The organism is Oerskovia rustica (assembly GCF_014836555.1).
Lineage (GTDB): Bacteria > Actinomycetota > Actinomycetes > Actinomycetales > Cellulomonadaceae > Oerskovia > Oerskovia rustica.
This window is the reverse complement of sequence record NZ_JACSQQ010000062.1, coordinates 1-7,542: the sequence shown is the minus strand read 5'-3', so window position 1 is coordinate 7,542 and position 7,542 is coordinate 1. Positions and strand designations below refer to the sequence as shown.

6 protein-coding genes are annotated in these 7,542 nt (G+C 71.6%); all 6 read left to right on the top strand.

Translation table 11 applies throughout. The features are described from left to right. Positions 1 to 147: 147 nt before the first annotated feature. The 6 genes from H9652_RS19235 to H9652_RS19210 all read left to right on the top strand — a co-directional run bounded on the left by H9652_RS19235 (position 148) and on the right by H9652_RS19210 (position 7,347). Positions 148 to 843 carry a hypothetical protein gene (locus tag H9652_RS19235; RefSeq protein WP_191798404.1) on the top strand — a complete coding sequence of 232 codons (696 nt, stop codon included), beginning with the start codon at positions 148 to 150 and terminating at the stop codon, positions 841 to 843. Positions 844 to 937: 94 nt separating this feature from the next. Beyond that, positions 938 to 1,942: a sugar phosphate isomerase/epimerase family protein gene (locus H9652_RS19230; protein ID WP_191798402.1), complete on the top strand. Its 1,005-nt coding sequence runs from the start codon at positions 938 to 940 to the stop codon at positions 1,940 to 1,942. Positions 1,943 to 2,217: 275 nt separating this feature from the next. Continuing rightward, on the top strand, positions 2,218 to 3,480 hold the full coding sequence (locus H9652_RS19225; protein WP_191798400.1) for a Gfo/Idh/MocA family protein: 1,263 nt from the start codon (positions 2,218 to 2,220) through the stop codon (positions 3,478 to 3,480). Continuing rightward, positions 3,477 to 5,090: a sugar ABC transporter ATP-binding protein gene (locus H9652_RS19220; RefSeq protein WP_191798398.1), complete on the top strand. Its 1,614-nt coding sequence runs from the start codon at positions 3,477 to 3,479 to the stop codon at positions 5,088 to 5,090. The genes H9652_RS19225 and H9652_RS19220 overlap by 4 nt, the downstream gene beginning before the upstream one ends. Then, positions 5,087 to 6,253, top strand: coding sequence for an ABC transporter permease (locus H9652_RS19215; RefSeq protein WP_191798396.1), 1,167 nt, complete (start codon positions 5,087 to 5,089; stop codon positions 6,251 to 6,253). The genes H9652_RS19220 and H9652_RS19215 overlap by 4 nt, the downstream gene beginning before the upstream one ends. Then, on the top strand, positions 6,250 to 7,347 hold the full coding sequence (locus H9652_RS19210) for an ABC transporter permease (RefSeq protein WP_191798394.1): 1,098 nt from the start codon (positions 6,250 to 6,252) through the stop codon (positions 7,345 to 7,347). Before H9652_RS19215 ends, H9652_RS19210 begins: the two co-directional genes overlap by 4 nt. The last annotated feature ends 195 nt before the right edge of the window (positions 7,348 to 7,542 follow it).

The following is a 7,542-nucleotide window of genomic DNA, read 5'->3' as shown; positions in this document are numbered from 1 at the left end:
GGCACCCGCGGGACATGCGTCCCGCGGGCGAGCACCACCGGCTGCACCGCCGCGCGAGGCGCGGTCGTGCACCGCACGTCCAGCAGTACCGTTCGGTCCACCGGGCCGCACAGCCCGACGCACGACCCCTTCCTTCACGACGAGGTGATGAGCGACATGACTCAGCAGGCGAACCGGCACACCGGTCCCGACCGGGCGCGCACCCCGCGCCCTCGCGCCCGCTCCGGCCCCCTGACCGGCGCCCTCGGGCGCGTGCGCGCGGCCGCGGCCGCAGGCATGGCCCTGCTGCTCGGGACGCTGCTCGCGACCGTGCTCGGCGCGGTGCCCGCGAGCGCGCACGGTGGCGACATCATCCTGTCGATCGGCGGCGACGGCGCCGGCGGCATCTCGGTCAACGTGACCTACAAGACGGACGGGCACCCGGTCGAGGAGATCGTCGACGTCATGGTCATGGCGGTGTCCGACGCCGGGACGGAGATCGGCCCCCTCCAGCTCTCGTCGGCCTCGGAGGGCGTCGGCTGGTACACGTCCGCGCCGGACGTGCTGACCGACGGCCACTGGACCGTGACCGCGACGACGACCACGCCGGTCGCCACGACCGCGACCTCGCAGATCGACGTGGTCCCGCCGCCCGCCGCGCCGGCACCCGCGGAGGGCGACACGGAGGTCGGTGCCGAGGGCGAAGGTGCCTCGGCAGCGGCAGCGGCAGCGGCAGCGGCGGCGAGCGACGAGGGCTCGGGCGTCCCGACGACGGCGCTCGTCGTGGGGGGCGCGGTCCTGCTCCTCGCAGCGGGCGCCGTGCTCGTGCTCCGTCGCCGCGCGACGGCCGCTGAGCGCCCGTAGCGCCCGTAGGGCGCCCTTCATCGAGACCACCAGACCACAGGACGACCACCGAGACTTCCCGGACCACGGGCGTCGGATCGAAGGAGACATCGACATGGCACGACCCATCACCCTGTTCACCGGCCAGTGGGCCGACCTGCCCTTCGAGGAGGTCGTGCGCCTCGCGTCGGGCTGGGGCTACGACGGTCTGGAGATCGCCTGCTGGGGCGACCACCTGGACCCGTGGCGCTGGGACGACGAGGAGTACGTCGCGGGCAAGCTTGCGTTGCTCGAGGCGCACGGCCTGAAGGTCTACGCGATCTCGAACCACCTCAAGGGGCAGGCGGTGTGCGACGACCCGATCGACCAGCGGCACCGTGACATCCTGTCGGACCGCGTGTGGGGCGACGGCGACCCCGAGGGCGTGCGTCAGCGCGCGGCCGAGGAGATGAAGAACACCGCTCGTCTCGCGGCGAAGCTGGGCGTCAAGACGGTCGTCGGCTTCACGGGCTCGTCGATCTGGAAGTACGTCGCGATGTTCCCGCCGGCGTCGCAGGACATGATCGACGCGGGCTACCAGGACTTCGCGGACCGCTGGAACCCGATCCTCGACGTGTTCGACGAGGTCGGGGTCCGCTTCGCCCACGAGGTGCACCCGAGCGAGATCGCGTACGACTACTGGACCACGGTCCGCACGCTCGAGGCGATCGGTCACCGCAAGGCGTTCGGCCTCAACTGGGACCCGAGCCACATGGTGTGGCAGGACCTGGACCCGGTCGGTTTCCTGTGGGACTTCCAGGACCGGATCTACCACGTGGACTGCAAGGACACGAAGAAGCGCATGCACAACGGCCGTAACGGGCGGCTGGGGTCGCACCTGGCGTGGGCCGACCCCCGTCGTGGCTGGGACTTCATCTCGACCGGCCACGGCGACGTGCCCTGGGAGGACGCCTTCCGGATGCTCAACAGCATCGGCTACGAAGGCCCGATCTCGGTCGAGTGGGAGGACGCGGGCATGGACCGCCTCGTGGGTGCGCCCGAGGCGCTCGCCTTCGTGAAGCAGTACGCGTTCGAGGCGCCGGAGGCGGCGTTCGACGCGGCGTTCTCGACCAAGGAGTAGGCCTCGAGCTCACCGCGAGGGCGTCCTCCCGTCCCGGGAGGGCGCCCTTCGGCGTGTGCGGCGCGGCGCCGGCGCCGGGGTGCCGGGGTCGTCCCGGAGCGCGTTCGCGGCGCCCGCTTCCGGCCTGCGGAGCGGGGTTCTGCGCCGGTCGGGGGACGGTTTCCCGCGGAACGGCGGGCTTCCGTAATTGTTTAACCGATGGAGTTACCGAACGGTGACATCAAACATCCGGCTTTTGCTTGACGCTCGTCATAAGTCGCCCTACGGTATGGGACATGCGAGCCGAAGAAGTCGCGCGAGACCTCGGGGCCATCGATGCCCCCGCCACCAGGACGGAGCCGTCCGTCCTGGGCGGCCGCCCCGTCGTGGGGGCCGCGACCACCCCCGTCCCCGAACGTCCAGCGACCGACCTGCTGCCGAGCCGGCTACCCGCCGCGGGCTACCGCGCCGGCATCATCGGCACCGGCTTCATCGGCGAGGTCCACGCCCGTGCGATCCGCACGGCCGGGGGAGACCTCGTCTCCGTCGCCGGCATCGACGCGCCGGGGGCGCGCGAGGCCGCCGCCGACCTCGGGGCACTGGGGTACGCGGCCACGTCGCAGGAGCTCATCGACGACCCGGACATCGACGTGGTGCACATCTGCACCCCCAACTTCCTGCACGTCCCGCTCGCCACGGCGGCGCTGGCCGCGGGCAAGCACGTGGTGTGCGAGAAGCCCCTCGCGATGGACCTCGGGGGCGCGATCGCGCTCGCCGGTCTCGCCGAGGAGGCCGCCGCCGCGGACGGCCGCGTCGCCGTCGTGCCCTTCGCCTACCGCTTCCACCCCATGGTGCGCGAGGCGCGCGCCCGGGTCCGCAGCGGGGCGGTCGGCACCATCAGCCTCGTGCACGGCTCCTACCTCCAGGACTGGCTCCTGCGGGCCAGCGACGACAACTGGCGCGTCGACCCCGCCCTCGGCGGCGCGAGCCGCGCGTTCGGCGACATCGGCTCCCACTTCTGCGACCTCCTCGAGTTCACGACGGGCCAGCGCATCGCGCGGCTCGTCGCGCAGACGGCGACGATCAACGCCGAGCGCACGGGCGCCGACGGGCGCCCCGCGCCGGTCCGCACCGAGGACGCCGTGACCCTGCAGTACGAGACCGACGGCGGAGCGCTCGGCTCGGCGGTCATCAGCCAGGTCTCGGCAGGCCGCAAGAACCGGCTCTTCCTCGAGATCTCGGGCTCCGAGTCGACGCTCGCGTTCGACCAGGAGGGGCCAGAGACCCTCTGGGAGGGCCGCCGCGACACGAGCCGCCTGCTCATCCGCAACCCCGAGGCCCTCACGCCCGAGGCTGCCCGCTACTCCCGGCTCCCCGCAGGACACCCGCAGGGATACCAGGACTGCTTCGACGCGCTCGTCGGCGACACCGCGGCGGCCATCACCGGGCGCACGCCCGACGGCCTGCCCACGTTCGCCGACGGCCTCCGGGCCGCACACCTCGCCGAGGCCGTGGCCCGTTCCGCACGCACCGGCACCTGGGTGGAGGTAGAGGCATGACAGCACCGACGGCAGGCGAGGGCGTGACCGCGCCCCTCCTGCAGCTGCGGGGCATCGGCAAGGTCTTCTTCGGCAACTCTGTCCTGCGCGGCATCGACCTCGACGTGCGACCCGGTGAGGTCCACGCGCTCGTCGGGGAGAACGGCGCCGGCAAGTCCACGCTCATGAAGATCATCGCCGGGGTCCACCAGCCCGACGCGGGCACCATGGAGCTCGACGGGAAGCCCGTCGCGTTCGCGTCGCCGCTCGCGGCCCAGGCCGCCGGGGTCTCGACCGTCTTCCAGGAGTTCAACCTCCTGCCCGAGCGCACGGTCGCGGAGAACGTGTACCTCGGCCGCGAGCCGCGCCGGTTCGGGCTCGTGGACGCCGGTCGCATGGCCCGCGACACGGACGAGCTGCTCGCCGACCTCGGTCTGCACGGCCTCGCGTCGTGGATGCGGGTCGGTTCGCTCTCCGTGGCCGAACAGCAGATCGTCGAGATCGTCAAGGCCGTCTCCTACGACGCCCGCATCATCTCGATGGACGAGCCCACCGCCGCGCTCGCCGACCAGGAGGTCGAGCTGCTCTACGCGCTCGTCCAGCAGCTGCGCTCCCGAGGCGTCGCGATCCTCTACGTCTCGCACCGCCTCAAGGAGATCTTCGACCTCTGCGACACCATCACGGTCCTCAAGGACGGCGACTTCGTCCTGACGACCGCGACGGCCGACATCACCCCGGACCAGCTCGTACGGACCATGGTGGGTCGCGAGTTCGCGGGCTACTACCCGGACAAGGACCCGGGCACGGTGCCCGGCGCCGTCAAGCTCGCGCTCGACGGTGCGGGCAACACCCAGGTCGACGGGATCGACCTCGAGGTCCGCGCGGGGGAGATCGTGGCCCTCGCGGGACTCCAGGGCAGCGGTCGTACCGAGATCGCGCACGGCGTGTTCGGCGTCGCGCCGTTCACCCGGGGCACGGTCCTGCTCGACGGCAAGCCCGTCACGGTGGGCTCGGCACGCGAGGCCGTCCGGCTCGGGCTCGCGCTCGTGACCGAGGACCGCAAGGCCGAGGGACTCGCGCTCGAGCAGTCGATCTCCGCGAACGCACGGCTCGTGCTCGATGCCGTGACCCCCGGTTCCTCCGACCGCCGCGCCAAGGCGATCCCCGGCATCCTGTCGTCGCTCGACCTCGTCTCGCGCTCCAAGGACGCCGAGGTCCAGTACCTCTCGGGCGGGAACCAGCAGAAGGTCGTCCTGGCCAAGTGGCTCGTGACGGACCCGTCGGTCATCGTCCTCGACGAACCCACGCGTGGCATCGACGTCGGCGCCAAGCGCGCGGTCTACGACCTCATGCGCACCCTGACGGCGCGCGGCGTCGCGATCCTGCTCATCTCGTCCGAGCTCCCCGAGGTCGTCGCGATGGCCGACCGCATCCTCGTGATGCGCGACGGCCGGGTCGCCGGCGAGCTCCCCGCGGGCAGCGACGAGGAGACCATCATGGCGCTCGCGACCGGGGCCGGAGACACGTCGGAGCACGTCGAGGTCGACCTCTCCGCGCTCGACGTCCCCGTCGGGTCCAGCGTCCGGACAGCCCGTCCCGCGCACAGCGACACCCTCCAGGAGGAGAAATGAGCACCGCGGTGAGCACCGCTTCGCCCCGGGCGGGGAGCACGACCTCCGGTCCCCGACGGCGCCGGCTCGGCTCGACGGGGATCGTCTACCTCGCGCTCGTCGGCATCCTGGTCGTCTCGGCCGGGCTCGTCGCCGCGCAGGGCGGCAGCTTCTTCAGCCAGGGGAACCTGTTCTACCTGCTGTCCCAGACGAGCCTGCTGGGCTTCGTCGCGATCGGCCAGACGTTCGTCATCCTGTGCAAGTCGCTCGACCTGTCGGTCGGGTACGTCGTGGCCTGGTCCTCGCTGGTGGCCGCCACGACCATGGCCGGTGACCCGTCGCGCATCTGGCTCGGCGTGGTCGCGGCGCTCGCGGTCGCCGCGGGCGTCGGGCTGGTCAACGGGCTCGTCATCTCGAAGCTCCGCGTGAACTCGTTCATCGCGACGCTCGGTGTCGGCCTCATCATCAAGGGCTACCTCGACACGCAGTTCAAGGGCCCGTCGGGCGAGGTCCCCAAGGCCTTCCAGGGCTTCGGGTACACGCGCATCGGTCCGGTGCCGGTCTCGGTCATCGTGCTCGCGGTGGTCATGGTGCTCGGCGTCGTGCTCCTGACCCGCACCCGTCCGGGCTATCACATGTTCGCGGTCGGCGGGAACATCGACGTCGCCCGTCTCTCGGGGATCCGCACGGACCGGTCGATCGTCCTGGCCCACGTCCTGTGCTCGCTGTGCGCGGGCATCGCCGGCCTCCTCATCGCGGCACGTTTCGGCACGGGCAACGCCCTGGTCTACACGTACGGCTACGACCTCAACTCGATCGCGGCCGTGGTGCTCGGCGGGACCCTGCTCATGGGAGGGCGCGGCTCGATCCTCGGCACCATCGCCGGCGTCCTGATCCTCGCCTCGCTCGACACCGTGTTCAACGTGCTCGACGTCAGCCCGTTCTTCAAGGACGTCCTGCGCGGTGCGATCATCATCGCCGCGGTCGCCATGTACGCCCGCCGCCAGATCGACCCCGCGAGCAGCCGAGCGAGGTTCAAGGCCCTGGCGCAGTCCGTCCGACCCGGCTCCCGAGGCGGACCGGGCGGGGCGAGCTCGCCGGACCGCACCGGCCCGGCAGGGCCAGGTTCCGCCGCGGGCCCCGAGAACCCGTCCGCCACGACCGGCAAGGAGGCCACCCGATGAGCGCGAGCACTCCCACGACCAGCCCGACCACCCCGGGGGGCCCGCAGGCCACCACCGGGAACGGATTCTCCCGCTGGGTCCAGCGCGTCACGTCGGGCAGCACCTGGACGGTCTACGCCCTGCTGATCGTGGTGTTCGTCGCGATCCTCGTGATGAACCCCTCGTTCGGCGAGCCCATGTCGATCATGGCCTTCCTCAAGAAGGCGTCGCCGCTGATCGTCCTGGCGATCGGGCAGTACTTCGTCATCGTGTCGGGGGAGTTCGACCTCTCGGTCGGCTCGCTCGTGGGCGCTCAGGTCGTCATCGCGGCCAAGCTCATCGACGGTGAGGACTCCATGACCTGGCCCGTGATCGGCCTCATGGTCCTGTTCGGCCTGGCGGTCGGGCTCGTCAACGGCCTGATCGTCACGCTCCTGAAGGTCCCGTCGTTCATCACGACGCTCGGCATGATGCTCGTGCTCTACGGCGCGATCCGCCTGTGGACCGGCGGGGCGCCCACGGGTTCGCTCACGGACGGCTTCCGTCAGTGGGGTCGCGGCGGCCTGCCGGACACCCCGGGGCAGTTCCAGGTCCCGTTCGCCGTGCTCATCACGGTCGTGCTCGGGGTGATCGCGGTGATCCTGATGCGGCGCCCGTTCGGCCGCACGCTCGTCGCGACCGGCGACAACGACGTGGCCGCGGCGTTCTCGGGCGCCTCGGTCTGGTGGGTGCGCACGCGGGCCTTCCTGTTCTCCGGCTTCATGGCCACGGTCGCGGGCATCCTCATCGGCGGCTACGCCGGCGTGACGGCCCAGGTGGGCGAGGGCCTGGAGTTCATGGCGATCACGGCGGTCGTCCTGGGCGGCGTCGTCCTGGGTGGCGGCCGGGGCTCGGTGGTCGCGGCCATGGCCGGCGCGCTGACGCTCGAAGCCCTGTTCACCCTGTTCAACCAGCTCAGCCTGCCGTCCACGATCCGTCCCGCGGTCCAGGGCGTGATCATCATCGCCGCGGTGGCCTACGCCGCGATGCCGCGCCGGTCCAAGGCCGTACCGAGCCCCCCGGCAGGGGTCCCCGAACCCACCGTCCCCAAGGAGCCCCAGCCAGCAGCGCCCTAGTCCTCCGGTCACCACCCGGAACGCCACACAGATCCGTCCCCGACAGGCCGTCGCACCCGTTGCGTCGGCAGGACAACGAAGTCTTCCGAAAATCAGGAGAAGGAACATGCGACGCTCTCGAGTTCTCTTGGCAGGGGCCGCGACCGCGGCACTGCTGTTCACCGCTGCGTGCAGCACCGACGTGCCCGAGGCCCC

Coding starts and splice junctions, on each gene's coding strand:
- H9652_RS19235 (WP_191798404.1), top strand. CDS start 148: ATGAGCGACATGACTCAGCAGGCGAACCGGCACACCGGTCCCGACCGG.
- H9652_RS19230 (WP_191798402.1), top strand. CDS start 938: ATGGCACGACCCATCACCCTGTTCACCGGCCAGTGGGCCGACCTGCCC.
- H9652_RS19225 (WP_191798400.1), top strand. CDS start 2,218: ATGCGAGCCGAAGAAGTCGCGCGAGACCTCGGGGCCATCGATGCCCCC.
- H9652_RS19220 (WP_191798398.1), top strand. CDS start 3,477: ATGACAGCACCGACGGCAGGCGAGGGCGTGACCGCGCCCCTCCTGCAG.
- H9652_RS19215 (WP_191798396.1), top strand. CDS start 5,087: ATGAGCACCGCGGTGAGCACCGCTTCGCCCCGGGCGGGGAGCACGACC.
- H9652_RS19210 (WP_191798394.1), top strand. CDS start 6,250: ATGAGCGCGAGCACTCCCACGACCAGCCCGACCACCCCGGGGGGCCCG.